At 65.0% G+C, this 24,091-nt stretch carries 21 protein-coding genes; 10 read left to right on the top strand and 11 right to left on the bottom strand.

Annotated features, from left to right (window positions below; all coding sequences use genetic code 11):
* Positions 1 to 59: 59 nt before the first annotated feature.
* From ACW9H9_RS15320 to ACW9H9_RS15275, 10 genes are all read left to right on the top strand, one after another.
* Positions 60 to 728 carry an ABC transporter ATP-binding protein gene (locus ACW9H9_RS15320; protein ID WP_457343996.1) on the top strand — a complete coding sequence of 223 codons (669 nt, stop codon included), beginning with the start codon at positions 60 to 62 and terminating at the stop codon, positions 726 to 728.
* A gap of 1 nt (position 729) precedes the next feature.
* Positions 730 to 3,204, top strand: a complete 2,475-nt coding sequence (locus tag ACW9H9_RS15315) for an FtsX-like permease family protein (RefSeq protein ID WP_457344061.1) — start codon at positions 730 to 732, stop codon at positions 3,202 to 3,204.
* On the top strand, positions 3,194 to 4,258 hold the full coding sequence (locus ACW9H9_RS15310; RefSeq protein ID WP_457343997.1) for a lipocalin-like domain-containing protein: 1,065 nt from the start codon (positions 3,194 to 3,196) through the stop codon (positions 4,256 to 4,258). The genes ACW9H9_RS15315 and ACW9H9_RS15310 overlap by 11 nt, the downstream gene beginning before the upstream one ends.
* A gap of 98 nt (positions 4,259 to 4,356) precedes the next feature.
* Positions 4,357 to 5,799 carry a hypothetical protein gene (locus ACW9H9_RS15305; RefSeq protein ID WP_457343998.1) on the top strand — a complete coding sequence of 481 codons (1,443 nt, stop codon included), beginning with the start codon at positions 4,357 to 4,359 and terminating at the stop codon, positions 5,797 to 5,799.
* Between the two features lie 195 nt (positions 5,800 to 5,994).
* Positions 5,995 to 6,921, top strand: a complete 927-nt coding sequence (locus ACW9H9_RS15300) for a substrate-binding domain-containing protein (RefSeq protein WP_457343999.1) — start codon at positions 5,995 to 5,997, stop codon at positions 6,919 to 6,921.
* Between the two features lie 62 nt (positions 6,922 to 6,983).
* A complete protein-coding gene (locus ACW9H9_RS15295; protein WP_457344000.1) occupies positions 6,984 to 8,492 on the top strand; it encodes a sugar ABC transporter ATP-binding protein in 1,509 nt (502 codons plus the stop codon).
* Positions 8,458 to 9,453, top strand: a complete 996-nt coding sequence (locus ACW9H9_RS15290; protein ID WP_457344001.1) for an ABC transporter permease — start codon at positions 8,458 to 8,460, stop codon at positions 9,451 to 9,453. The genes ACW9H9_RS15295 and ACW9H9_RS15290 overlap by 35 nt, the downstream gene beginning before the upstream one ends.
* Before the next feature lie 28 nt (positions 9,454 to 9,481).
* Positions 9,482 to 10,561: an alcohol dehydrogenase catalytic domain-containing protein gene (locus ACW9H9_RS15285; protein ID WP_457344002.1), complete on the top strand. Its 1,080-nt coding sequence runs from the start codon at positions 9,482 to 9,484 to the stop codon at positions 10,559 to 10,561.
* A gap of 2 nt (positions 10,562 to 10,563) precedes the next feature.
* Complete coding sequence (locus ACW9H9_RS15280) at positions 10,564 to 12,096, top strand: FGGY-family carbohydrate kinase (RefSeq protein ID WP_457344003.1); 1,533 nt, start codon at positions 10,564 to 10,566, stop codon at positions 12,094 to 12,096.
* 77 nt (positions 12,097 to 12,173) lie between these two features.
* Positions 12,174 to 12,902: an SDR family oxidoreductase gene (locus ACW9H9_RS15275; protein WP_457344005.1), complete on the top strand. Its 729-nt coding sequence runs from the start codon at positions 12,174 to 12,176 to the stop codon at positions 12,900 to 12,902.
* Here ACW9H9_RS15275 and ACW9H9_RS15270 read toward each other — a convergent pair.
* From ACW9H9_RS15270 to ACW9H9_RS15220, 11 genes are all read right to left on the bottom strand, one after another.
* Positions 12,899 to 13,903 carry a LacI family DNA-binding transcriptional regulator gene (locus ACW9H9_RS15270; protein WP_457344006.1) on the bottom strand — a complete coding sequence of 335 codons (1,005 nt, stop codon included), beginning with the start codon at positions 13,901 to 13,903 and terminating at the stop codon, positions 12,899 to 12,901. The two genes, ACW9H9_RS15275 and ACW9H9_RS15270, sit on opposite strands and share 4 nt — an antisense overlap.
* 48 nt (positions 13,904 to 13,951) lie before the next feature.
* A complete protein-coding gene (locus ACW9H9_RS15265; RefSeq protein ID WP_457344007.1) occupies positions 13,952 to 14,815 on the bottom strand; it encodes a LysR family transcriptional regulator in 864 nt (287 codons plus the stop codon).
* A gap of 233 nt (positions 14,816 to 15,048) precedes the next feature.
* Positions 15,049 to 16,443, bottom strand: coding sequence for an amidase (locus ACW9H9_RS15260; RefSeq protein WP_457344008.1), 1,395 nt, complete (start codon positions 16,441 to 16,443; stop codon positions 15,049 to 15,051).
* Entirely contained in the window at positions 16,440 to 17,708 is a 1,269-nt protein-coding gene (locus ACW9H9_RS15255) for a Zn-dependent hydrolase (RefSeq protein WP_457344009.1), read from the bottom strand. Before ACW9H9_RS15255 ends, ACW9H9_RS15260 begins: the two co-directional genes overlap by 4 nt.
* Positions 17,709 to 17,721: 13 nt before the next feature.
* Positions 17,722 to 18,417, bottom strand: a complete 696-nt coding sequence (locus ACW9H9_RS15250; RefSeq protein ID WP_457344010.1) for an ABC transporter ATP-binding protein — start codon at positions 18,415 to 18,417, stop codon at positions 17,722 to 17,724.
* Complete coding sequence (locus ACW9H9_RS15245) at positions 18,417 to 19,166, bottom strand: ABC transporter ATP-binding protein (protein WP_457344011.1); 750 nt, start codon at positions 19,164 to 19,166, stop codon at positions 18,417 to 18,419. The genes ACW9H9_RS15250 and ACW9H9_RS15245 overlap by 1 nt, the downstream gene beginning before the upstream one ends.
* A complete protein-coding gene (locus tag ACW9H9_RS15240; protein ID WP_457344012.1) occupies positions 19,163 to 20,173 on the bottom strand; it encodes a branched-chain amino acid ABC transporter permease in 1,011 nt (336 codons plus the stop codon). The genes ACW9H9_RS15245 and ACW9H9_RS15240 overlap by 4 nt, the downstream gene beginning before the upstream one ends.
* A 1-nt stretch (position 20,174) precedes the next feature.
* Positions 20,175 to 21,035 (bottom strand): branched-chain amino acid ABC transporter permease, encoded by an 861-nt coding sequence (locus ACW9H9_RS15235; RefSeq protein WP_457344013.1) that lies wholly within the window; start codon positions 21,033 to 21,035, stop codon positions 20,175 to 20,177.
* Positions 21,036 to 21,097: 62 nt separating this feature from the next.
* Positions 21,098 to 22,300: an ABC transporter substrate-binding protein gene (locus ACW9H9_RS15230; RefSeq protein ID WP_457344014.1), complete on the bottom strand. Its 1,203-nt coding sequence runs from the start codon at positions 22,298 to 22,300 to the stop codon at positions 21,098 to 21,100.
* 105 nt (positions 22,301 to 22,405) lie between these two features.
* A complete protein-coding gene (locus tag ACW9H9_RS15225; protein ID WP_457344015.1) occupies positions 22,406 to 23,173 on the bottom strand; it encodes a FadR/GntR family transcriptional regulator in 768 nt (255 codons plus the stop codon).
* Positions 23,174 to 23,276: 103 nt separating this feature from the next.
* Complete coding sequence (locus ACW9H9_RS15220; protein ID WP_457344016.1) at positions 23,277 to 23,990, bottom strand: alpha/beta hydrolase; 714 nt, start codon at positions 23,988 to 23,990, stop codon at positions 23,277 to 23,279.
* Between the last annotated feature and the right edge of the window lie 101 nt (positions 23,991 to 24,091).

Genomic DNA, 24,091 nt, shown 5'->3' with positions numbered 1-24,091 from the left:
CATAAAATTGTTACAACCGTTATCCTCTGCATCAGTCCACAGGCAGGCGGGGGATGGGGATGCTGCACGTACACCAAGTGTTTAAAAGTTACGGCACGCCTCAGGGGCCGTTGGCCGTGCTGGCGGGCGTCGACCTTCACCTGGGCGCGCGCACAAGCCTTGCGCTGATGGGCGAGTCGGGCAGTGGCAAAAGCACGTTGCTGCACCTGGTGGCCGGGCTCGACCGCACGGATCGCGGCAGCATCCAGGTGGGCGAGCGGCGCCTGGACCAGATGAGCGAAGCGCAACTGGCGCACTGGCGACGCACCGACATCGGCCTGGTGTTCCAGCAGTTCAACCTGATCGGCAGCCTCAAGGTCGAAGACAACCTGGCGTTCCAGGCGCGCCTGGCCGGGCGCCTGGACCCGCAGTGGCAAGCGCAACTGGTGGAGCGCCTGGGCCTGGGCGACCTGCTCAAGCGCTACCCCGAGCAATTGTCTGGCGGCCAGCAACAACGGGTGGCCGTAGGCCGTGCCCTGGCCTCGCGCCCCGGCCTGCTGCTGGCGGACGAACCCACCGGCAACCTCGACGAAAGCACCAGCGATGAGGTGCTGCAACTGATGCTCGACCTGCTGCGCGACAGCCCCACCAGCCTGCTGATGGTCACCCACAGCCCGCGCATCGCCGCGCGGCTGGACCGCCAGGTGGTGCTGCACCGTGGGCACGTCATCGACGCTGGCGAGCGCTGACGTGCGGGTGTTTTATTGGACCTTGCGCGCGCTGCTCAGCCATTGGCGCCGCCACCCCGTGCAGTTTTTCAGCGTGCTCACCGGCCTGTGGCTGGCCACGGCCTTGCTGACCGGGGTGCAGGCGCTCAACAGCCAGGCGCGTGACAGCTACGCGCGGGCCAGCCAGCTGATCGGCGGCGAGCCTCAGGCCAGCCTCACCGCGCCCGACGGGGCAAGCGTTTCACAGGACCTGTTTGCCACCTTGCGCCGTGCGGGCTGGCCGGTGTCGCCGGTGGTGCAGGGCCGCCTCAACCTGCTGGGGCATGAGGAGGTACGCCTGCAACTGATGGGCATTGACCCGGTGTCGTTGCCCGGTGGCGGCGCGGTGGCAGGGCGCACGTTGAGCCAGGCGCAAATGGTGGCGTTTTTCGAGCCGCCAGGGCGTACCTGGATCGCCCCGCAAACCCTGCAGGCCTTGGGGCTGCAGGAGGGTGACCAGCCGTTGACGGCCAGCGGGCAGGCACTCGCGCCGTTGCAAGCGCAACCCGACATGGCCCCCGGCCTGCTGCTCACCGACATCGGCTTTGCCCAGCCCTTGCTCGACATGCCCGGGCGCCTCTCGCACCTGTTGCTGGACAACGCTTTCGCTGCCCGCCATCCGGCGTTGCCCGCCGGCCTCGATGCGCAGGTGCAGCTCAAACAGGCCGAAGACAACAACCTGTCGCGGCTCACCGAAAGCTTTCACCTGAACCTCGACGCGTTGGGGTTTCTGTCATTTGTGGTCGGGCTGTTTATCGTGCACGCCGCCATCGGCCTGGCGCTGGAACAACGCCGCGGCCTGCTGCGCACCTTGCGCGCATGCGGTGTGAGCGCGCGCATGTTGATCGCCAGTCTGAGCGCAGAACTGGCTGGCTTGGCCCTGCTCGGCGGCCTGATGGGCGTGGCCAGCGGTTACCTGCTGGCCAGCCTGCTGCTGCCCGACGTGGCCGCCAGTTTGCGCGGCCTGTATGGCGCCGACGTGCCGGGGCAACTCACCTTGAGCCCGCTGTGGTGGTTGGCAGGTTTAGGCCTGGCCCTGCTCGGTGCGTTACTTGCTGGCGCCAGCAGCCTGTGGCGGGCGGCGCGGTTGCCGTTGCTGGCCCTGGCCAACGCGCAGGCCTGGCACCAGGCCCACGTGCGCTGGTTGCGGCGTCAGGGGTGGGTCGCCAGCGCGGCGTGTGTCATCGCCTGGGCGGCGCAGCAATGGGGCAACAGTTTGGCCAGCGGGTTTGTGTTGATGGCGGCGCTGTTGTTGGGGGCGGCGCTCGGTTTGCCGGTGGTGCTCAACGGCCTGCTCCAGGGGGTGTTGGGCCGTAGCCGCTCGGTGCTGGGCCAGTGGTTTCTGGCTGACTGCCGCCAGCAATTGCCCGCCCTGAGCCTGGCCTTGATGGCCCTGTTGCTGGCGCTGGCTGCCAACATCGGCGCGGGCTCGATGACCTCGGGCTTTCGCCAGACCTTCAACAACTGGCTGGAGCAACGCCTCACTGCCGAGCTTTACCTGACCCCGCAAAACCCCGCGCAAGCCGAGCAGATGCTGGGCTGGCTGCACGCCCAGCCAGAGGTGAGTGCGGTGCTGCCCGCGTGGCAAGTCACCCTGCAATTGCAGGGCTGGCCAGCGGACTTGTTTGGCGTGGTCGACGACCCCACCTATCGCCAGCACTGGCCGTTGCTGGACGCCGTGGCCGAGCCATGGGACCACCTGTTGCAAGACGACAGCCTGATGCTCAGTGAACAAATGGCCCGCCGCCTGAAGGTACAGCCGGGCGATCACGTGTCCATCCCGACGCCCCACGGTGTGTGGTCGCCCAGGGTCATTGGGGTCTACGCCGACTACGGCAACCCTCGCGGCCACTTGCTGGTCAACGCCCGGCACTTGTTGCAGCACTGGCCGCAGCTGTCGCCGGTGCGTTTCAACCTGCGCATGGCGCCGCAGGCGGTGCCCGCGCTGGTGCGCAAGGTGCAGCAGCAGTTTGCGCTGCAAGACAGCCACATCGTGGAGCAACAGCAGCTCAAGGGCTGGTCGAGCCAAGTGTTCGAGCGCACGTTTGCGGCCACCGCCGCGCTGAACAGCCTGACCTTGGGCGTGGCGGGCGTGGCGCTGTTCATCAGCCTGTTGACCCAAAGCCAAAGCCGCCTTGGCCAACTCGCCCCGCTGTGGGCGCTGGGCGTGACGCGACGCCAATTGATGCTGCTCAACCTTGGGCAAACCTGGCTGCTGGCGATGCTGACGCTGGTGCTGGCGTTGCCCTTGGGCCTGCTGCTGGCGTGGTGCCTGGACGCGGTGATCAACGTACAAGCCTTTGGCTGGCGCCTGCCGTTGCAGGTCTTTCCCGCGCAGTTGGCGCAGCTGTTGGGGCTGGCGATGCTCGCGACGTTGCTGGCGTCGGCGTGGCCGCTGTGGCAGCTGTACCGCAGCCGCCCGGCGGATTTGCTCAGGACATTTGCCCATGAAGCATAAGCCGTTGTGGTGGGCCGCGTTCCTGCTGTTGTGCGCGTGCGATCAACCCGCGCCCCCGCCTGAGAGTTTTGCCGGGCTTGGCAGCGACGCGTCCGCATTCGCCCAAGTGGTGCCGGGCAAGGTCTTCAGTTTTCCTGAAGATCACGGCCCGCACGCGGGCTTTCGCATTGAGTGGTGGTACGTCACCGCCAACCTCAAAGACGCCGAGGGCAACCTGTACGGCGTGCAGTGGACGCTGTTTCGCAACGCCCTCAAGGCCGGGCCGGTAGCGCCGGGCTGGCACGACTCCACTATTTGGCTGGGCCACGCCGCCGTCACCTCCGCCGCCCACCATTACGCCGCCGAGCGCTATGCCCGTGGCGGTGTCGGGCAGGCGGGCGCGCAGGCGCAACCGTTCAATGCCTGGATCGACGACTGGAACTTCGCCACCCGCCCGGGCGCCTCCGATGCCCTGGCCGACCTTGAGCTAAAGGCCTCGGGTGAACACTTCAACTACGACTTGCACCTGACCTCCAGCCGCCCGCTGGTATTGCAGGGCGACAACGGTTACAGCCGCAAGTCCGAGCAAGGCCAGGCCTCGTATTACTACAGCCAGCCGTTTTTCAGCGCCAGTGGGCAGATCACCCTGGACGGCAAGACCTACCAGGTCAGCGGCCCCGCCTGGCTGGACCGCGAGTGGAGCAGCCAGCCCCTGGGCGCCAACCAGACCGGCTGGGACTGGTTCTCCCTGCACCTGGACCGGGGCGAGCAGTTGATGCTGTTTCGCGTGCGCCAGACCGGGGGCACGCCTTACCTCACCGGCACCTGGATCGACCACGACGGGCACACCCAGACCTTGCACAACCAAGACATCCAGCTCACCCCCTTGGGCACCACCGACATCGACGGGCGCAAAATCCCCACGCGCTGGTCTCTGAAAATCCCCGGCAAACACCTCGACATCACCACCCGTGCCGTCAACCCCAAGGCGTGGATGAACCTCAATATTCCCTACTGGGAAGGCCCGGTGCAGTTCGACGGCGGGGTGGGGTATCTGGAAATGACAGGTTACTAGGCTAAAAATACTGGACATATATACAGTCTTTATCTAGATTCCATCCCAGGTGACCGGATGTCACCTGAGCTTCAGTTTTAACTACGGATGGATAAAAAATGAAATCAAAAAAAGCCTTTATGGCGGGCCTGGCCCTGGCGGCCTCCTGCTGCGTTTCGGTGCTGGCCCTGGCAGCACAACCCTCGGTCAGTGCGCAGGCCAGCAAGCCGGCCGCAGTCCACCCCCTCACGTCTGGCGGCCCGTTGCACCCCCAGCCGCTTTCCCCGGCGCTCCAGCAAAAATTCAAGGCCGCGATGACCGCCAAGGCGCCGGTCAAGGCGCAGGCCGCCAGTGGCAAGGTCACGGTGACTGAAACCCAGGCCGACGCGTTGAAAAAGCCGGGCCCGGATGCACCCAAGGCCGCAGCGGCAGGCATTGTTCCGCTGTTTCAAACCCTGGACATCAACCAGTTCTACCTCGTCGATAACGTACAGACCGGCCAGCAGTTCGGCTTCCACTTCAACCTGCCTAAAAACGCTCGCGTGCTGGTGCAGCTGTTCGATCAGAGCGCCGGTGCCGACATGTCCCTGGCCCTGTTTCGCGATGACGGCCTGGGCGGCGACCCGCAGTTGCTGGCGTACTCCGACAACCCGGGCAGCGCCGATGAATACATCGACGGCGTCCTGCCCGCGGGGGATTACTACTGGTTCATGGTGGCCAACACGGCCAATAACGCCCAGTTCACGTTTGGCGTTGCGGCCGACTTGAACATCGACGCCTATGAACCCAACGACAGCCCGGCCACGGCGTTCCTGCTGCCCGATGCGCTGAACAAGGTCACCGGCAACCTCGATAACCCTGGCGACGTGGACTACTTCGACTTCCGTTCGGTGCGAGGCCAGAACGTGGCGATCGCCCTCAACGCGGTGCGTAATGGCACGCGTAGCCAGTGGATCTTCGAGCGTTTCGACGGTGCCAATTGGGTCGTGGTGCCGGCCGGCACCAGCCTCACGATGGCCGGTGGCTCGCCAGGTTATCTGGTCAAGGTGCGCGTGCGGGCCAACCCGGCAGAGGCTCAGGACCCTACCGCGTCATACGCGCTCACCCTGGGTTCGTCGCCGCGCCTGAACACCCACAGCGTTTCCGGTGACCGCATCGTGCGGGTGCCTGTGTCCGTGGCGCCATTTGCCACCCAGACCGGGCGCTTGCTGAACTGGAGCACCCAATGGTCCGACTCCACCGGCGTGCCGCTGGCGGGGATCACGCCGGTCTTGCGCGTGGACAATCACTTCTACGACGCGAACTTCCACTGGGTCGACTACAAAGCCACCACCGACAGCGCCGGTGCTTCGGCGGCCACGGCCAACATCGGTACGTGCAACGGTGACTACCGCACGCTCATTACCGACAGCAGCACCGGCGTGACCTACAAGTGGGACACCTGGTTCAACGAAGGCGGCTGGCGTATCGAGCTGGACGAGTTCCCGGGTGTGGGCGTGGGTGGCAACAGCGTGCAGTACGTGAGCCTGGGGCACATCTGCTACCAGAACATCGTGCATTGATTTGACGAGGTAGCAGGGCAGGGGGGCAGTCCGTTCGGGCTGCCCCTTTTTTTGTTCGGCCCGCTGGGTTTGACGGGGTGCCCCGTTCACGCGACGAGCGGGGGCTTGCGCGCCTTCATTTTCCTTGCTAGCTTTTCGCAAAATGTTAACGATAACATTTGCTCTAAAAATAAAAACAAAACAGAGACCCACGCCATGAAAATGCTCCCGAAAACCCTGTGTTTACTGGCTTTAAGCATCTCCCTTGGCAACGCTGGCGTTGCCTTCGCCGACACCAAGGCCACGCCGATCCGCATCGGTGCGTCCTTTCAGGAAATCAACAACCCTTACTTCGTCACCATGAAGAGCGCCCTGGAAGATGCGGGCGCGACCATCGGTGCGCAGTTGATTGTCACTGACGCCCGTCACGACGTGTCCAAGCAGGTCAGCGATGTCGAAGACATGCTGCAAAAGGGCATCGATATTTTGATCATCAACCCCACCGATTCGGTGGGCGTGCAGTCCGCCGTCAAGTCCGCCCATGCGGCCGGGGTGGTCGTGGTGGCGGTGGATGCCCAGGCCGAGGGCCCGCTGGACGCGTTCGTGGGGTCGAAAAACTACGACGCCGGGGTCCAGGCCTGTGAGTACCTGGCCAAGAACATCGGTAACAAGGGCAACATTGCCATTCTCGACGGCATCGCCGTGGTGCCGATCCTGGAGCGGGTGCGCGGTTGCAAGGACGCCGTGGCCAAGCACCCGGACATCAAGATTGTCAGCGTGCAAAACGGCAAGCAGGAGCGTGACCAGGCGCTGACCGTCACCGAAAACATGCTGCAGGCCCAGCCCACCCTCAAGGGCATTTTCAGCGTCAACGACAACGGCTCCCTGGGCGCGCTGTCGGCCATCGAAGCCAGCGGCCTGGACGTGAAACTGGTGAGCGTCGACGGCGCGCCGGAAGCGATCAAGGCGATTCAGAAGCCGGGCAGCAAGTTCATCGCCACCTCGGCGCAGTACCCGCGTGACCAGATCCGCCTGGCCCTGGGCATTGCCCTGGCCAAGAAGTGGGGCTCGCAAGTGCCTGCCACGATTCCGGTGGACATCACGTTGGTCGACCAGGCCAAGGCCAAGGATTTCAGCTGGTAAATCACCGGGGCCCCGTGGGGTTCACGGGGCCTGGTTTTCCTTCTGAGTACGGGGTCGGCGGTATGACGAGTCTTCTCAAGCTGCACAATATCTGTAAGCGCTACCCGGGGGTGCAGGCCCTCAAGTCGATCGACCTGCAAGTGGAACGCGGCGAGATCCATGCCCTGCTCGGCGAGAACGGCGCAGGCAAATCCACGTTGATGAAGATTTTGGGCGGCGTCGAGCATCAGGACGAAGGGCAGATCCTGATCGACGGCCAGGCGCAGCAGTTCGCGACCTACCGCGATGCCATCGCCGCCGGTATCGGCATTGTGTTCCAGGAATTCAGCCTGATTCCCTACCTCACGGCGGTGGAAAACATCTTCCTGGGCCATGAGCTGAGCAACCGCTTCGGCCTGCTGCGCAAGCGCGAAATGGCCGAGGCCAGCGCGGCGTTGTTCCAGCGCCTGGGCGTGAGCATCGACCTGCATTGCGCGGTCAAGCACCTGAGCGTGGCCGAGCAGCAGTTCGTCGAGATCGCCAAGGCACTGGCCCTGGACGCGCGCCTGTTGGTGCTGGATGAGCCCACCGCCACCCTCACACCCAGCGAAGCCGAACTGCTGTTCGACATCATGCGCGAGCTCAAGCGCCAGGGCGTGGCGGTGATTTTTATCTCTCACCACCTGGAGGAAATTTTCCAGGTGTGCGACCGCATCAGCGTGCTGCGTGACGGTACCAACGTGGGCGTGACCGCGGTGGCCGACAGCGACATCGACCACCTGGTAGAGATGATGGTGGGGCGGCGCCTGTCCAGCAGTTTCCCGCCCAAGCCCGCCACCGAACGTGGCCCGCTGTTGCTCGATGTCAAAGACATCCAGTTGGTGCGCGACGGCCCGCACAACCGCTTCCAGTTGCACAAGGGCGAGATCCTCGGCTTTGCCGGGCTGGTGGGTTCCGGGCGTACCGAACTGGCGCTGGGCATGATGGGCGCGCTGCCCACCGTGAGCAAAGAGGTGTGGCTGCGCGGCGAAAAAGTGCGCCTCGACGACCCTGCGCAAGCCCTGGCCCAGGGGATCGGCCTGCTGCCCGAAAGCCGCAAGAGCGAAGGGCTGATCACCGATTTCAGCATTCGCGAAAACATCTCCCTCAACAACTTGCCCAAATACCAGAACGCCAGCGGCCTGATCGACAAGGGCCGCGAGTGCGCCAGTGTCGAGGCGCTGATGCGCCAACTCTCGATCAAGGCGCCCAGCGGCGAAAGCCGGGTGTTCAACCTCAGCGGCGGCAACCAGCAAAAAGTCGTGATTGCCCGCTGGATCAACCATCACTGCGACGTGCTGGTGTTCGACGAGCCCACCCGGGGCATCGACGTGGGCGCCAAGGCGCAGATCTACACGCTGATGCGCAGCCTCACCGAACAGGGCTACGCCATCATCATGATTTCTTCGGAACTGCCCGAGGTCATCGGCATGTGCGACCGCGTCGCCGTGTTTCACAAGGGCGCCATCGTCAAGGTGCTGGAAGCGTCCGCCGTCAACCCACAAGAGGTCATGCGCCATGCAACAGGGGGTTCAAGTGAATATGTCCATTAAGGCCGCCACCGGCGCTGGCCGGTTGCGCCCAAGCCTTGCACGGCTGAGCCGCTCGCCCGCGTTTTATCCGTTTATCGGGCTGGTGGTGGTGACGCTGGTGATGATCGTGGCCAGCGACACCTTTCTGACCGCCAGCAACCTGTCCAACATCGCCCGCCAGGTGTCGATCAACGCGATCATCGCGGTGGGCATGACCTGCGTGATCCTCACGGGCGGCATCGACTTGTCGGTAGGACCGGTGATGGCATTGTCGGGCACCCTCACCGCCGGCTTGATGGTGGCGGGGTTGCCGCCGGGGCTGGCGATTGGCGTGGGCTTGTTGATCGGCGTGGCGTTCGGCATCGGCAACGGGCTGTTCGTGGCCTACCTGCAGATGCCGCCAATCATCGTCACCCTGGCCACCATGGGCATCGCGCGCGGGTTCGGCCTGATGTACACCGACGGCTACCCGATTTCCGGGCTGCCGGAGTGGTTCGGCTTTTTCGGCCGCGAAAGCCTGCTCGGTATCCAGGTGCCGATCCTGATCATGCTCGTCACGTACGTGGCGGCCTACGTGCTGCTGCAACACACCCGCATCGGTCGCTACATCTACGCCATCGGCGGCAACGAGGAGGCTGTGCGCCTGTCGGGCGTGCGGGCGGCGCGGTTCAAGTTGCTGGTGTACGGCATCAGCGGCCTGACCGCCGCCGTGGCCGGGCTGGTGCTGACCTCACGCCTGATGAGCGGCCAGCCCAATGCGGGGGTGTCGTTTGAACTCGACGCCATTGCCGCCGTGGTCCTGGGCGGCGCCTCGATCGCCGGCGGGCGCGGGGTGATCGTCGGCACGTTGCTGGGCGCCATGCTGCTGGGCGTGCTGAACAACGGCTTGAACATGCTCGGTGTCTCGCCCTACGTCCAGAGCGTGATCAAGGGCGCAATCATTCTGCTGGCGATCTTTATCAGCCGTCAGCGCCATCACTAATCGTTTCCTCAAGACAGGTCAAACCACCATGGACAAACACACCCAGATGCAAGCCGTTGTCTGCCACGGCCCCAAAGACTACCGCCTGCAACAGATCGGCAAACCCCGGGCGCGGGTCAACGAACTGGTGATCCGCATCGCCGCCTGCGGCATTTGCGCCAGTGACTGCAAGTGCCACTCGGGCGCGGCGATGTTCTGGGGCGGTGACAACCCCTGGGTCAAGGCGCCGGTGGTGCCGGGCCACGAGTTTTTCGGCTACGTGGCCGAGGTGGGCGAGGGTGCCGAAGAACACTTTGACGTGAAGGTGGGCGACAAGGTCATCGCCGAGCAGATCGTGCCGTGCGGCAAGTGCCGGTTCTGCAAGTCGGGCAAATACTGGATGTGCGAAGTGCACAACATCTTCGGCTTCCAGCGTGAAGTGGCCGAAGGCGGCATGGCCCAGTACATGCGCATTCCCAAGACCGCCATCGTGCACAAGATCCCCGAGTCGGTGTCGCTGGAAGACTCGGCGCTGGTCGAGCCCATGGCCTGCTCGATTCACACAGTCAACCGCGGCGACGTGCAGCTTGACGACGTGGTGGTGATCGCCGGTGCGGGCACCCTGGGCCTGTGCATGGTGCAAGTGGCCGCCCTGAAAACCCCGAAAAAACTGGTGGTGATCGACATGGTCGACGAGCGCCTGGAACTGGCCAAGCAGTTCGGCGCCGACGTGGTGATCAACCCTTCGCGAGACAACGCCCGCGAGATCATCAATGGCCTGACCGACAACTACGGCTGCGACGTGTACATCGAAACCACCGGCGTGCCGGCGGGCGTCACCCAGGGCCTGGACCTGATCCGCAAGCTGGGCCGGTTCGTCGAGTTCAGTGTGTTTGGCGCCGAAACCAGTGTGGACTGGTCGATCATTGGCGACCGCAAGGAACTGGACGTGCGCGGCGCACACCTGGGGCCGTATTGCTACCCGATCGCCATCGACCTGTTCGAGCGCGGCCTGGTGACGTCCAAAGGCATCGTCACCCATGACTTCCCGCTGGACGACTGGGCCGAAGCGTTTGAGCTGGCCAACTCGACCAAGTCGATCAAAGTGCTGCTCAAGCCGGTGGTCTGACGATGAACTATGTGATGGGTGTCGACATCGGCACCCAGAGCACCAAGGCGCTGCTGGTGGATGGTCAGGGACAGATCATCGCCCAGCACAGCCTGGGGTATCGCGTGGATACCCCCAAGGTGCGCTGGGCCGAACAATGGCCGCAGGTCTGGCTGGAGGCGGTGCAGGCGTGCGTGGCGCAGTGCATGGCAGAGGCCGGGGTGGCCCGCGAGCAGGTCAAGGCGCTGTGCATCAGCAGCCTGTATGGCGGCTCAGGCATTGCGGTGGACGTGCAGATGACCCCGCTGCACCCGTGCCTGATCTGGATGGACCGCCGCGCTGGCGAGCAAGTGCAGTGGGTGCGTGAGCAGGTGGATGTCGAGCGGTTGCTGGCGGTCACCGGCAACTCGGTGGACAGCTACTACGGCTTCACCAAGATGCTGTGGCTCAAGCAGCACCAACCGCAGGTGTGGGCAAACACCCGTTACCTGCTGCCGCCCAACAGCTACATCAATTGGTGCCTCACGGGCGAGCTGGCGGTGGACCACAGCAGCGCCGGCAACCTCGGTGGCGTCTACGACGTGGCGGCGCGGGGCTGGTCGGCCGAGATGCTGGAGGCACTGGGCATCCCGCTGGCGATGATGCCCGAGCGGCTGGTGTATTCGGGCGAGGTGGTGGGCGGTTTGCGTGAGGAATGGGCGGCGCGCCTGGGCCTGGCGCCGGGCACGGCGGTCCTCGCGGGCGGCGTGGATGCGGCCATGGCCACCCTGGCGGCGGGCGTGACGCAGCCGGGCAACCATGTGGCGATGATCGGCACCAGCATGTGCTGGGGCTACCTGAACCAACAGGTGGACGCGCGCCACGGGCTGGTGAGCATGCCCCACGTGTACAACGGCCACCGCGACCTCTACATCTTTGGCGGCGCCATCACCGCCGGGGCCTCGGTGAGCTGGTTTCGCGAACAGTTCTGCCAGGCCGAAGAACAGCAGGCGCGGGACACCGGTCAAGACAGCCTGGCCTTGCTGGAACAGCGCGCCCTGGACATCCCGGCGGGCAGTGAAGGGTTGCTGTTTTTACCCTACCTGATGGGCGAGCGCAGCCCGGTGTGGGATGACCGCGCCAGTGGCAGTTTTGTCGGGCTGAACCTGTATCACAGCCGTATCCACCTGTACCGCGCGGTGCTCGAAGGGGTGAGTTTTGCCCTGCGCCACAACATCGAGGCGGGGACGCGGGGCGCGCATTCGCTGGACCCGCGCCTGATCGTGGTGGGCGGCGCGAGTCACTCGGACTTGTGGATGCAGATCATCGCCGATGTGACCCGCTACCCGGTGTACACCATCGTGCAGGAGGTGGAAGCGGCCCTGGGCGCGGCGTTGCTGGCGGCGCACACGGTGGGCCTGGTGGATGACGCGCAGATGCAAAAAGGCTGGGTGCAGCTTGAGTTGCGCGCCGAGCCACGGGCCGAAAACGTGCACGCCTATGACCGGGCGTTTGCCGATTACCTGCGGGTGTACCCCGCGCTCAAACCGGTGATGCACAACCTGCAAGCCCCTTGAGTGAATACCGATCGACACGGTGGGGGCGGGCGTGCCTGCTCCCACAGGGGATTTCTATGGTTCTTGAGAGTGTGAACATGAACTGCGCTTCCTTTGACTTCACCCACCGACGCCTGCTTGTGACCGGCGCCAGCAGCGGCATCGGCCGCGAAATCGCCCGTCAGTTGATTGCCAGCGGCGCCGAGGTACTTGCCCTGGGGCGCGATGCGAACGCCTTGGCCCAGTTGGGCTGCCACACCCTGTGCCTGGACATCGCCGACAGCGTCGCCCTGGACCAGGCGCTGCACACCCTGCCGCCGCTGCATGGCCTGGTCAACTGCGCCGGCATCTCGCGCCTGGAGCCTGCCGCCGCGATCAGCGCAGACGCGTTTGACCAGGTGATGCACGTCAACGCCCGCGCCGCCGCGCAGGTCGCCAGCCGGGTCGCGGCGGGCATGATCGAGGCGAAGTTCCCCGGCAGCATCGTCAACGTTTCAAGCCAGGCTTCGCTGGTGGCGCTGGACGACCACCTGGGCTACTGCGCGTCCAAGGCTGCACTGGACGCCATCACCCGCGTGCAATGCGCCGAGTGGGGGCGCTTTGGTATTCGCGTCAACAGCGTCAACCCCACGGTCACGCTCACACCCATGGCGACCATGGCCTGGTCCGACCCGACCAAGCGCGACCCGGCGCTGGCGGCGATCCCGCTGGGGCGTTTTGCACAGCCCCATGAGGTGGCCTTGCCGGTGCTGTTTTTGCTCAGCGATGCGGCGAGCATGATCAGCGGGGTCAGCCTGCCGGTGGATGGCGGCTACACCAGCCGTTAGCCGTTCTCCAGGCGCCCGGCGATCACCACCTTGTCGCGGGCTTTGTACGGGTCGTCCAGGCGGTCCAGCAGCAGGCGTACCGCGCTGCTGCCGGCCAGTGACGCGTCGTGCGCCACGCAGGCGATGGGCACCCCGAAAATATCGGCGAAGGGCAGGCGGTCGATGCCGCAGATGGTCAGGCTGTCGTGCGCAATGTTGTGCATGCGCAGGGCCCGCAGCGCGCCTAGGGTGATGAGCTGGTTGAAGCCCATGATCGCGTCCGGTGCGGCGTGCTCCGCCAGGTAGTCGAGGGTGTGCAGGTAGGACGGCATCAAGGTGTAGTCACCGGCGCAGACTTCGACCTGAACGTGGGGATGTTCGTCCAGCACCTCGCGCAGGCCCTTCAGGCGCTCCACGGTAATGCGCGAATGCGCAGGCCCGGTGAGCACCAGCAGGCGCTTGAGCCCGGGGGTTTGGCGCAGCAGGTATTGCGCGGCCTGGAGGCCGCTGTGGTAGTTGTCCAGCACCACGCGGCTGAAGGGGCTGTCGTGCAGTGTGCGGTCGAGCAGCACCACCGGGGTCTTGCCGTTGCCCAGGCGCTCCAGGTAGTCGGGCTGGTAGTCGGGTTCGTCCGACACCGGCGACAGGATAATCCCCGCCACGCGGTAGCCCAGCAGGGTATCGACGGCCTTGCTTTCCAGCTCGGCCAACTCGTCGGTGTCCACCAGCATGATGGTGTAGCCGTGCTTTTTGGCCTCGCGGGAAATGGCCTTGATCATCTCGCTGTAGAAGGGGTTGTCGACTGACGCGGTGATCACCCCGATGATCAGGCTTTCACTGCGCTTGAGCCCGCGTGCAAAGGCATTGGGCACGTAGTCCAGCTCGCGCGCGACCTCCAGGATGCGCGCCAGGGTGGCGGGCTTGACCAGGTCGGGTTTGCTCAGCGCCCGCGACACCGTGATGGTCGTCATGTTGACCCGCTTGGCGATGTCGCTGATGGTGACGGACTTTTTTTTGTTCATCGGCAAGGGCCCAGGAGAAAACACAGGGAGGCTAGCATGCGCGCCGGTTCAAAGCATCGGATCCCAGCGCTGCGACCAGTCGCCCTCGGCCTTGACCACCCCGCGCAGCAACTCCAGGGCCTGTTGCAACACCGCCGAATCACGCTCGCGCGGGTACACCAGGTACGTCGGGAAACTGAACTCCGGCGCCTTGGGCACGCGCTCCATCACGCCGCTGTCGAGGTAGCTTTGCACCACGCGCGTGCGGAAATACCCCGCGCCGCCGTTTTCCAGAATGTACTGCAACGCCAGCGGGCCCAGGTTAAAACTGAGCGCCGCGCGGGCCTTGTCGGGCAGGGCGGCGTCGTGTTGCTGGCGAAAGCCCGGGCCCCAGTCGATGTACACGTAGGGTTCGGGGCGGCTGACCAGTTGCACCAGGATCAGTTTTTCTTCCAGCACCTGCTCCACCTGCAACCCCGGCCAGTACTGCGGCTGGAACACCAGCGCGGCGTCCATCACCCCAAGCTCCAACTGGCGCAACAGGTAGTCGCCGTCGCGGATCTCGGTGCGTAGGGCATGCCCGGGAATGTGTGTGCGCAAGGCCTGGCTCCAGCCGAGCATCAACGGGTTGCACAGGCTGACCTCGCCGCCGATGTGCAGCACCGTGTGAAAGCCGTCCGGCAAGGGCAAGTCGCGTCGCGCTGCTTCCCAGGTTTGCACCAACTGATTGGCGTACGCCATGAACGCCTCACCGTCCGCCGTCAACCGCGCCCCGGCGCGATTGCGCACGAACAGGGTGCTGTCCAGCTGGCTTTCCAGGCTTTTGACCCGTGCGGTGATTGCGGTCTGGGTAACGTGCAGTTTCTCGGCGGCCGCGGCCAGGCTGCCGCAGCGGGTGATTTCGAGGAAGGTGCGTGCCAGTTCGATGTCCATGAGAGGCCCGGTTCCAGAGTGGGGCGCACAGTGTAGCCGAGGGTGGCGTGCGAATGCCTCTGCGCGTCACGCGCTTAAAAGCGGACGCGGAGCGTCCTGGGCTGCATTCCCACGCAGAGCGTGGGAACGAGGGTGAGGTAGGGAGCGGCAGAGATCGTTCCCACGCTCTGCGTGGGAATGCCTCCAGTGACGCTCCGCGTCACGCTCTTGGAGGCGGAATGTGGGAGCGAGGGTCAGGCAGGGGCTTGCAGGTGTCGGGTGGGAAAGGCTTTGGCGTAGGCGTGGCACACCCGCAGTACCTGGTCATCGGCGAACCGCGCGCCCACTACCTGTAACCCCACCGGCAAGCCGTTCGCCGCCAAGCCGCATGGCACCGATGCCGCCGGTTGTTGGGTGAGGTTGAAGGGGTAGGTGAACCGTGTCCACTCCATCCACTCGCGCATGCCCGAGCCCGGCGGTACGTTGTGCCCGGCTTCAAACGCGGTGATCGGCATCATCGGTGACACGAGCACGTCGTAGTGTTCGTGAAACGCCGCCATGCGCGCCACCAACGCCGCGCGGGCTTCAAGGGCGGCGGTGTAGTCGGCCAGGCTCAAGCGTTCGCCCTGTTCTGCAATGCGCAGCAGGCCGGGGTCGAGCAGGGCGCGCTGGGCGCTGTCAAACCCCTGTGTCAGGCGCGCTGCACCCGCCGACCACAAGATGCTGAACACCTCCAGCGGGTCGCTGAAGCCCGGGTCGATGTGTTCAACGTGCGCACCCAGTTGCACCAAACCTTCCACCGCCTGCGCGACTACCCTGGCCACCTGCGGGTCTACGTCCACGTAGCCAAAATCCGGGCTATAGGCGATGCGCAGCCCTTTCAAATCGGCCCCCGGCGCTAGCCAGGGCGTGGTGCGCGGCGCACCGATCAAACCGTCGCGCGCATCGGGCTGCGCGATGGTGTGCAGCATCAAGACCGCGTCGTCCACCGTGCGCGTCATGGGCCCCAGGTGCGACAGAATGGTCATGGCACTCGACGGCCATTGCGGCACATAACCAAAGGTGGGCTTGATCCCGAACGTGCCGGTGAACGCGCAAGGAATACGGATCGACCCGCCCGCATCGCTGCCCTGATGCAGCACCCCCAGGTTCAGCGCCGCCGCCGCCCCCGCGCCGCCGGACGAACCGCCGGCCGTGGTGCGGATGTCCCACGGGTTGCGTGTGATGCCGTACAGCGGGTTATCGGTGACGCCTTTCCAGCCAAATTCCGGGGTGGTGGTCTTGCCCAGCAGCACCGCACCGGCCTTGCGCATAAAGGCCGAGAAGGGCGCGTCGACGTCCCATGGGCCTTCGGCGGACGAGGTGCGTGAGCCCTTGCGCGTGGGCATGCCGCGGGTCAGCGTCAGGTCCTTGATGGACGACGGTACGCCGTCCAGCGCGCCGCACGGCTGGCCTTTGAACCAGCGTTGTTCCGAGGCGCGGGCGGCGTTCAGGGCGCCCTCTGGGTCGACGTGGCAGTAAGCGTTCACCACCGGGTTGTAGCGCTCGATACGCTGCAGCGCGTCTTCGGTCACTTCCACCGGCGACAGGGTCTTGTCGCGAAACCGCGCGAGCAGTTCAACCGCGCTCAATTCACCGAGCGTGCTCATGCCTGCACCCCCTGCGCCGCATTCACCATGGCCCGTAGCAGCACCGCACAACCCGCCGCCAGGTCGTCCGGCGCGGCGTTTTCGATTTCGTTGTGGCTGATGCCGCCTTCGCACGGCACAAAGATCATCCCGGCCGGGCCCCGTTCGGACACAAAAATAGCGTCGTGCCCGGCACCGCTGACGATGTCCATGTGGCTCAAGCCCAGCGCTTTGGCGCCGTCGCGCACGGCGTTGACGCAGGCGGGGTGGAAGTCCAGCGGTGGGAAGTCGGCCGTGGGGGTCAGTTCAAAGGTCAGGCCGTGTTGCGCGGCAGTGGCTTCGATCACTTGGCGCACCTCATCCACCATCAGTTGCAGCTTGTCGGCATGCAAGTGACGCAGGTCGAGGGTCATGTGGACCTGCCCCGGGATCACGTTACGTGAACCCGGGTGCAGGTTCAGGCAGCCCACGGTGCCGCACGCATGCGGCTGGTGCGCATGGGCGATACGGTTGACCGCGCTCACGACCTGCGCGGCGCCCACCAGCGCGTCTTTGCGCAGGTGCATGGGCGTTGGGCCCGCATGCGCTTCAACGCCGGTGAGGGTCAGGTCGAACCACTTCTGGCCCAGGCACCCCATGACCACGCCGATGGTCGTGGCCTGGTCTTCAAGCACCGGGCCTTGTTCGATATGGGCCTCGAAATACGCGCCCACCGGGTGGCCCGCCACGGCGCGGGAACCGGCGTAACCGATGCGCTGCAATTCTCCGCCCACCGACAGGCCCTGATCGTCGACTTTGTCGAGGGTGCCTTGCAGGTCGAGTTTGCCGGCAAATACCCCGGAACCCATCATGCACGGCGCAAAGCGCGAGCCTTCTTCGTTGGTCCACACCACCACTTCAATCGGCGCCTGGGTGTCGATCTGCAAGTCGTTCAGCGTGCGAATCACCTCAAGCCCGGCCATCACGCCGTAGCAACCGTCGAACTTGCCGCCGGTGGGTTGGGTGTCAATGTGGCTGCCGGTCATCACCGGCGCCAGCGCCGGGTTGCGTCCCGGGCGGCGCGCAAAAATATTGCCGATGGCGTCCACGCTGACGCTGCAGCCTGCCGCTTGGCACCAGTGCACGAACAGGTCGCGGGCCTGGCGGTCGAGGTCGGTGAGGGCCAGGCGGCACACGCCGCCCTTGACGGTGGCGCCCAGCTGCGCCAGGTCCATCAACGATTGCCACAAACGGTCGCGGTTGATCAGCGGGGCGTTGCTCTTCAAAGGGTGCGCAAAACTATTCATCAGCGGTCTCCGGTCAGGCACTCAGGGCCAGGTAGCGGTTCTTGATCGTGGGGTCGGCGCGGAACGCAGCAGCGCTGTCTTCGTACACCACGCGGCCCTGTTCGAGGACGTAATGGCGGTCGGCGAGCGTGTCGCAGACCATCAGGTTCTGTTCCACCAGCAACACCGGCAGGCCTTGTTCCTTGACCGTGCGCAGGATCTTCACCAGCTCGTCGACGATCACCGGCGCCAGGCCCTCGGTGGGCTCGTCGAGGATCAAAAGCTTGGGGTCGTTGAGCAGGGCGCGGGCGATGGCGAGCATCTGTTGCTCGCCGCCCGACAGCGCATGGCCGGCATTTTTGCGGCGCTCTTTAAGGCGCGGGAACATCGTGTACACATCGTCCATCTGCCAGCGGCTGCGCTTGCGCACGGCAATGCGCAGGTTTTCCTCGACGCTGAGCAGGCGGAAGATCCCGCGGTTTTCCGGCACCAGCGCCAGCCCCTCACGGGCGATTTCGAAAATCTTGCGCCCCACCAGGGGCTGGCCGTTGAAGTGGATCTGCCCCTGGCGCGGGCAGATGATCCCCAGGATGCTGCGCAGGGTGGTGGTCTTGCCGGCGCCGTTGCGCCCCAGCAGGGTCACCAGCTCGCCAGGGTTGACGCTCAGCGACACGCCTTCGAGTACGTGGCTTTTGTCGTAGTAGGAATGGATATTGTCGACAGTCAGCATCAGGCGGCCTCCCCCAAATAAGCGCTGCGCACGCGCGCATCGTTGCGCACGAACTGCGGTGTGCCTTCCACCAGGATCTGCCCGTGGCTCATCACAGTGATGCGCTGGCTGATGGTCATGACGATGCTCATGTTGTGTTCGATCAACAGCACCGTGTGATCGCGACCCAGGTCGCTGATCAGTTGGGTCATGATCGGGATGTCATCGATGCCCATGCCCGAGGTGGGCTCGTCGAGCATCAACAGCTTGGGCTTGGCGCAGATCGACATGCCCACCTCCAGCACCCGCTGTTGGCCGTGGGACAACTCGCCCGCCAGGGTGTGGGCGCGTGCGGTGAGCTGCAGGCGCTCCAGCACCTGGTCGGCGGTTTCAAGGTGCTCGCGCGCGCTGTCCACGTGTCGCCAGAAATTCAGCGCCCGCATGCCGTCACGGCCCTGTGCGGCCAGGCGCAGGTTTTCGCGCACGCTGAGGTTCTGGAACAGGCTGGTGAGCTGGAACGAGCGGGCCATGCCCAGCGCCACACGGCCGTGGGCCGGTTTGCGCATCAGGTTCTTGCCATTGAACAGGATCGCCCCGGCGGTGGCCTGGCGTTCGCCGGTAAGGCAGTGGAACAGGCTGGTCTTGCCCGCGCCGTTGGGGCCGATGATGGTGTGGATGGTGCCGGCTTCGACCTTGAGGTTGACGCCGTTCACCGCATGGAAGGGGCCGTAGGCCAGCTTCAGGTCGCGGGTTTCCAGGAGTAGGCTCATGACAGTTCCTCCGGGCGGGTAACAGGCGCTTTGCGCCCGCCGCGTACACGTTCGAATAACGACGACAGCCCGCCCCACAGACCGCCGCGCATAAAGATGACCACCAGGATCAGGATCGCCCCCAGCAGCATCAGCCAGCGTGGCCACAGGTCGGAGAGAAAGTCCCCCAGCAGCACGATGGAGCCTGCGCCCAGCAACGAGCCGAACAGCGAGCCGGTGCCGCCGACGATGGTCATGATCAGAATGTTTTCGGACATCGCCAGGTCGATGTTCGACAGCGGCACAAAGTGCAGCAGCATCGCGTACAGCGCCCCGGCCATGCCGGTGACGGCGCCGGACAGCACAAACACCAGGATCTTGAAGTGGCGGGTGTCGTAGCCGATGGCCGAGGCGCGGGTTTCGTTTTCGCGAATCGCCATGAGGGTGCTGCCAAACGGCGAGGCGATCACCCGGCGGGCGCCGATGAAGATCAGCAGGAACACCACCGCCACGAACACGTAGAAGGCATGCGCGTCGGCGAGGGACAGCAGCACGTGGTCGCCCACGCGGATCTCCGGGCGTGGCACGCTGAGCAGGCCGTTGTCGCCGCCGGTCCAGTCGCTCAAGGTGTAGGCGACAAAGTAGGCCATCTGGCTGAACGCCAGGGTCAGCATCACGAAGTAGATGCCGGTGCGGCGGATCGCCAGGGCTCCGACCAAAAACGCCAGCACGCCCCCGGCGAGCGCAGCGCCCAGGAGCGCGCTGAACAGGCCCAGGTGCAGGTGCATCATCAACAACGCGGCGCAGTAGGCGCCGCCGCCAAAAAAGATGCCCTGGCCGAACGACAACAGCCCGGTGTAGCCCAGCAGCAGGTTGCAGGCCAGCGCCGCCATGGCAAAGATCAAAATCTCGGTGGCCAGCGTCGCCGAGGGCAACACCCACGGCAGGCCGATCAGCACGGCGAGCACCAGCAGCAGCAAGTAGCGCGACTGGGTGCGGGCGAACGGCATTGGGTTTTTATCGCTCATGTCAGGCTCTCCCGAACAGGCCGTAAGGCCGCACCAGAATCACCACGGCCATCGCACCGTAGATCATCAGACTCGCGCCTTGGGGCCACAGGCTGGTCATCAGGCTTTGCACCACGCCCACCAACAAACCGCCGACCAGCGCGCCGCCAAAGGAGCCCATGCCGCCGATCACCACCACCACAAAGGCCACGCCGAGAATCTCCGGCCCCACAAAGGGCTGGGCACCGCGCAGCGGGGCGAACAGCACACCGGCCACACCGGCCAGGGCCACGCCCAGGGCGAAGGTCATGGAGAATAGGCGGAAAATATTGGTGCCCAAGAGCGACACGGTTTCAGTGCTTTCACTGCCCGCGCGCACCAGGGCGCCAAACGTGGTGCGCTCGAGCAGCAACCACAGGCCCAGGCCGATCAGCGCCGAGAACGCAATCAGGAACAGGCGGTAATGGGGGTAGACGAAGTCGCCGACGATCAGCACCCCGCGCAGCAGTTCCGGCACGGCGACGCTTTTGCCCACCGGGCCCCAGATCATCACGCTGGCTTCCTGGATGATCAGCGCGATGCCCAGCGTCACCAGGATCTGGAACATGTGCGGCAGGTGATAAACCCGCTGGATCAGCACCCGCTCGATCACCCAGGCCAGCGCGGCCACCACCAGCGGCGCGATCAACAGCGCCAGCCAGAAGTTGCCGGTGAGGCTGACGGCGGTGTAGCACAGGTAGGCGCCGAGCAAAAAGAACGCGCCGTGGGCGAAGTTGACGAAGTTGAGCAGGCCGAAAATGATCGTCAGGCCCACCGCGATCAGAAAGTAGATCATCCCCAGCCCAAGGCCGTTGAGGATCTGGAACAGGTAAAGATTGAGCATGCAGGAACCCTCGGGCCGCAGGTCACGGCCCTTGCTGTGCTACCAGGTAGGTGACGGGGGAATCAGGCCAGCGTGCAGCCGGTGTCGGTGACCGGCGGGAACGACTGGCCGGCACTCAGCACTTTGGCCAGGTCGTCCTTGTCGGCCATCTCGCTCGCGGCCTTGCCCACCATCAGGTAGTAGTCCTTGATCACCTGGTGGTCGCCCGCGCGGATCGACTCCTTGCCGGTGGGGCCTTCGTAGCTCAGGCCTTGCAGGGCCTTGGCCACGGTGGGGCCGTCGAAGCTCTGGGTGGCCAAGATGGTGTCGAGCATGATCTTGGTGCTGATGTAGTCGGCGGCCAGCGGGTAGGTGGGGTTGATGCCGTATTTGGCCTGGGTGATTTTCACCAGCTCGCGGTTGAGCGGGGTGTCGACCTGATGCCAGTACTGCGCGCCCAGGTACACGCCTTCGAGCACGTCGCTGCCCAGTTCCTGGAACTGGTCCAGCCCTGCGGACCACACCAGCAGCACCTTCATGCGCGACTTGATGCCGAAGTTCACCGCCTGGCGCAGGGTGTTGGACGACTGGCTGCCAAAGTTGAGCAGCACCAGTACGTCGGGCTTGGCGGCGATGGCGTTGGTGAGGTAGCCGGAGAACTCCTGTTCCTGCAACGAGTGGTAGCTGTTGCCGGTGTGCTCCAGGCCATGTTCCTGCAGCACCGCCTTGGCACCTTCCAGCAAGGCTTCGCCAAACACGTATTGCGGGGTGATGGTGTACCAGCGCTTGGCGTCGGGCAGCAGTTTGATCAGCGGCACCAGGGTTTCGCGGATTGCACCGTAGGTGGGCACCGACCAGCGGAACGTCGCGGCATTGCAGTCCTTGCCGGTGACTTCGTCGGCGCCCACCGGGGTCATGAACACGCCGTCCACCTTGGCCACTTCCTTGGCCACCGCCAGTGCCGATGACGACAGCGTGCAGCCCTGGAAGAAGCGCGCGCCGTCTTGCTGGATGGCCTCCTGGACCTTGCGCACGGCTTTGCCGGCGTTGCCTTCGGTGTCGATCACCTTGTAGTTCAGCGGCCGGCCAAGCACCTCGGGGTACTGGGCCACGGCCAGGCGCGAGCCCATGTCGGCGAACTTGCCGTAACTGGCAAACGCGCCGGACATCGACTTGAGGCCGTAAAAGGTAAAGGGCTCGGCGGCGAACGCAGACCGCACGCTCAGCGGAAGGCTGAGGGCGGCTGCGGCGGTGAGGCTGGCTTTCAACAACGTACGACGCTGCATGGGGTGACTCCCTTTGTGTGGTTTTATTGGCAGGAGCGGCAAGGGCGATACGGTGGAGCAGGGCCTGTGGGCAGGCCTGTTATTGGGTTGGGGGACGCGGGTGTTTCAGTGGCGGTCGAACTCCAGCAAAAAGTGCGGGCTGACTTCGCCTTCCAGGGCGGTCATGTGGTGTTCGGCGTCGCACATGTGTTCATGCATCAGGCTGCGAACCGCCGCTTCATCGTTGGCGCGAAACGCCAGCAGCAGTTGCTTGTGGTAGTCCAGGTTGGCGGCGTCGAACTGCTTGCGCTTGGGCTTGTAGGCTTTTTTCAGCACCACCAGGTCGCGCAGCAAGTCGTTGAGAAATTGCGCCATGAAACTCAGCAGCGGGTTGGGGCACGCCCGGGCCAGCAGGTTGTGAAACTCCAGCTCGGCAATGCGCTGCTCGCGTTGGCCGGCTTCGCTGTCTTCGGGGGCGCTGCAAAAGTCCACGTTGTCTTGCAGGGCCTGGTAGTCGGCCTCGCTCAGACGGCCCAGCACCGACACCGCCAATTCCACTTCGATGACCTTGCGCAACTGGTAGACCTGCTCGCCGTCCAGGTGCTGGAAGTGCAGGTAATTGCGCAACGCCCGGCTCGCCGGTTCCGTGCCGGCCTGGTTCAGGTAGGCCCCGCCGCTGGGGCCGGTGCGGGTGTTCACCAGGCCTTCGACTTCCAGCGCCTTGAGCGCCTCGCGGGCCGAGCCTTTGGAGCACTGGAAGCTTTCCATCAGCTCGCGCTCGGTGGGCAGGCGGTCGCCGGGCTTGAGCGCGTCAGTGACGATGGAGCGCTTGACCGACTCGACGATCACATCGGAAAGCTTTTGGCGTTTGCGTCGCAGGGGGCGGCTGAGCATGGTGTCGATTTATCGTATTAATGCGGATTAATACAACTTAATGAGCCGGGCGCCGGGGCGTCAATCAAGGCTGTCGTTTTCAGCCAATAAAGGTCGTAAACGGTTACTCGGCGACAGCGTTGGCCCCGCAACGGGCGCGCGTGCCCTGGGCCAGGTAATTCGCCACCGCCTGCGTCAGGCAGGCATCGGTGCCTTGCCAATACGCGCCCTTGAGCCGCAGCCAGGGGCCGGCAGGGGCGTCGCTGTCGAGCAGCACCATGCGGTTCACCCGGCCGGGATACAGCTGGGCATAACGCACGCCGAGCCGGGCCGTGTCGGCGCTGCCCAGGTAGTTGAACTGCTCATCGGCCAATTGCGTGCGCACCAATTCCAGGTCACGGGCGGACTGTTCCAACTGCGCCGCGTCGTCCAGGTTGCGCGGGCTCAGCTCAATGAGGTCGTAGCGGTTGGCCAGCGTGCGGTCGGCTGGCGTGTCGTGGTACTGCCACAGGCTGGCCAGGTGCACGGCGAGTACACCGCGGGGCACGCGGCTGTGTTGTGCCACCACCACACCCAGGCGGTTGTGCGGCTGCAAGGCGCCGACCCGGGTGAGGGTCAGGTGCAGGTTGCCGCGTTCGGGGGCCTGGTGGTCGCGGGGGACGGTGACGGTGGCGCATTGGGTGCGGGCCAGTACGTGCGGGTTGGGGGCCCGGCCGGGCAGCGGTGGGCAGTCCACTTGCCAGTCGATGGGCGATTGCGGCCATTTATCGACGGCCTCGGCGCAGGGGCTGAGCACGCCGGTGAAGACCACGAGGGCCATGGTTTTTAAGTCGATCATCCGCGCACCCGGCCAGCCGTCTCAGTCAGAGAGGCTTTTTACCAAGGCACACAGCGAAGCAATGCAGGAAGGGGAGCATGCAGGTTGTGAGAAAACGGATT

Source organism: Pseudomonas sp. SDO5215_S409, assembly GCF_054071325.1.
Note: the sequence above shows the minus strand (reverse complement) of the source record. Positions and strands in the feature narration are given on the sequence as shown.

Excerpts from the sequence above, each read along its gene's own strand:
- ACW9H9_RS15320 (WP_457343996.1), top strand. The coding sequence starts at position 60 with ATGCTGCACGTACACCAAGTGTTTAAAAGTTACGGCACGCCTCAGGGG.
- ACW9H9_RS15310 (WP_457343997.1), top strand. The coding sequence starts at position 3,194 with ATGAAGCATAAGCCGTTGTGGTGGGCCGCGTTCCTGCTGTTGTGCGCG.
- ACW9H9_RS15305 (WP_457343998.1), top strand. The coding sequence starts at position 4,357 with ATGAAATCAAAAAAAGCCTTTATGGCGGGCCTGGCCCTGGCGGCCTCC.
- ACW9H9_RS15300 (WP_457343999.1), top strand. The coding sequence starts at position 5,995 with ATGAAAATGCTCCCGAAAACCCTGTGTTTACTGGCTTTAAGCATCTCC.
- ACW9H9_RS15295 (WP_457344000.1), top strand. The coding sequence starts at position 6,984 with ATGACGAGTCTTCTCAAGCTGCACAATATCTGTAAGCGCTACCCGGGG.
- ACW9H9_RS15290 (WP_457344001.1), top strand. The coding sequence starts at position 8,458 with ATGCAACAGGGGGTTCAAGTGAATATGTCCATTAAGGCCGCCACCGGC.
- ACW9H9_RS15285 (WP_457344002.1), top strand. The coding sequence starts at position 9,482 with ATGGACAAACACACCCAGATGCAAGCCGTTGTCTGCCACGGCCCCAAA.
- ACW9H9_RS15280 (WP_457344003.1), top strand. The coding sequence starts at position 10,564 with ATGAACTATGTGATGGGTGTCGACATCGGCACCCAGAGCACCAAGGCG.
- ACW9H9_RS15275 (WP_457344005.1), top strand. The coding sequence starts at position 12,174 with ATGAACTGCGCTTCCTTTGACTTCACCCACCGACGCCTGCTTGTGACC.
- ACW9H9_RS15270 (WP_457344006.1), bottom strand. The coding sequence starts at position 13,903 with ATGAACAAAAAAAAGTCCGTCACCATCAGCGACATCGCCAAGCGGGTC.
- ACW9H9_RS15265 (WP_457344007.1), bottom strand. The coding sequence starts at position 14,815 with ATGGACATCGAACTGGCACGCACCTTCCTCGAAATCACCCGCTGCGGC.
- ACW9H9_RS15260 (WP_457344008.1), bottom strand. The coding sequence starts at position 16,443 with ATGAGCACGCTCGGTGAATTGAGCGCGGTTGAACTGCTCGCGCGGTTT.
- ACW9H9_RS15255 (WP_457344009.1), bottom strand. The coding sequence starts at position 17,708 with ATGAATAGTTTTGCGCACCCTTTGAAGAGCAACGCCCCGCTGATCAAC.
- ACW9H9_RS15250 (WP_457344010.1), bottom strand. The coding sequence starts at position 18,417 with ATGCTGACTGTCGACAATATCCATTCCTACTACGACAAAAGCCACGTA.
- ACW9H9_RS15245 (WP_457344011.1), bottom strand. The coding sequence starts at position 19,166 with ATGAGCCTACTCCTGGAAACCCGCGACCTGAAGCTGGCCTACGGCCCC.
- ACW9H9_RS15240 (WP_457344012.1), bottom strand. The coding sequence starts at position 20,173 with ATGAGCGATAAAAACCCAATGCCGTTCGCCCGCACCCAGTCGCGCTAC.
- ACW9H9_RS15235 (WP_457344013.1), bottom strand. The coding sequence starts at position 21,035 with ATGCTCAATCTTTACCTGTTCCAGATCCTCAACGGCCTTGGGCTGGGG.
- ACW9H9_RS15230 (WP_457344014.1), bottom strand. The coding sequence starts at position 22,300 with ATGCAGCGTCGTACGTTGTTGAAAGCCAGCCTCACCGCCGCAGCCGCC.
- ACW9H9_RS15225 (WP_457344015.1), bottom strand. The coding sequence starts at position 23,173 with ATGCTCAGCCGCCCCCTGCGACGCAAACGCCAAAAGCTTTCCGATGTG.
- ACW9H9_RS15220 (WP_457344016.1), bottom strand. The coding sequence starts at position 23,990 with ATGATCGACTTAAAAACCATGGCCCTCGTGGTCTTCACCGGCGTGCTC.